The sequence below is a fragment of the Phenylobacterium hankyongense genome (assembly GCF_003254505.1).
GTDB classification, from domain to species: Bacteria; Pseudomonadota; Alphaproteobacteria; order Caulobacterales; family Caulobacteraceae; genus Phenylobacterium; species Phenylobacterium hankyongense.
Window position 1 is genome coordinate 1 of record NZ_QFYP01000031.1, and the last position, 315, is coordinate 315.

General features: G+C 64.8%; 1 protein-coding gene. It reads left to right on the plus strand.

The features are described from left to right. The coding region (locus DJ021_RS18555; RefSeq protein WP_165837294.1) for an aquaporin at positions 1–297 on the plus strand (297 nt) is incomplete at its 5' end. Between the last annotated feature and the right edge of the window lie 18 nt (positions 298–315).

Here is a 315-nt window from a genome sequence, read left to right on the forward strand (position 1 = left end):
GATCCCAAGCGCAATGCCCGCGACTCCCACGTCCCGGTGCTGGCTCCTCTGCCCATCGGCTTCGCGGTGTTCATGGTCCATCTGGCCACCATCCCCATCACCGGCACCGGCATCAACCCCGCCCGGAGCTTCGGTGCCGCCGTCATCTACAACAAGGAGAAGGCGTGGGATGACCAGTGGATCTTCTGGGTAGGGCCATTCATCGGAGCAGCGGCGGCCGCCATCTACCACCAGTACCTGCTGCGTGCGGGCGCTATCAAGGCCCTCGGTTCCTTCCGCAGCAACACCAACGTCTGAGACCGCCGAAGAAGGCGG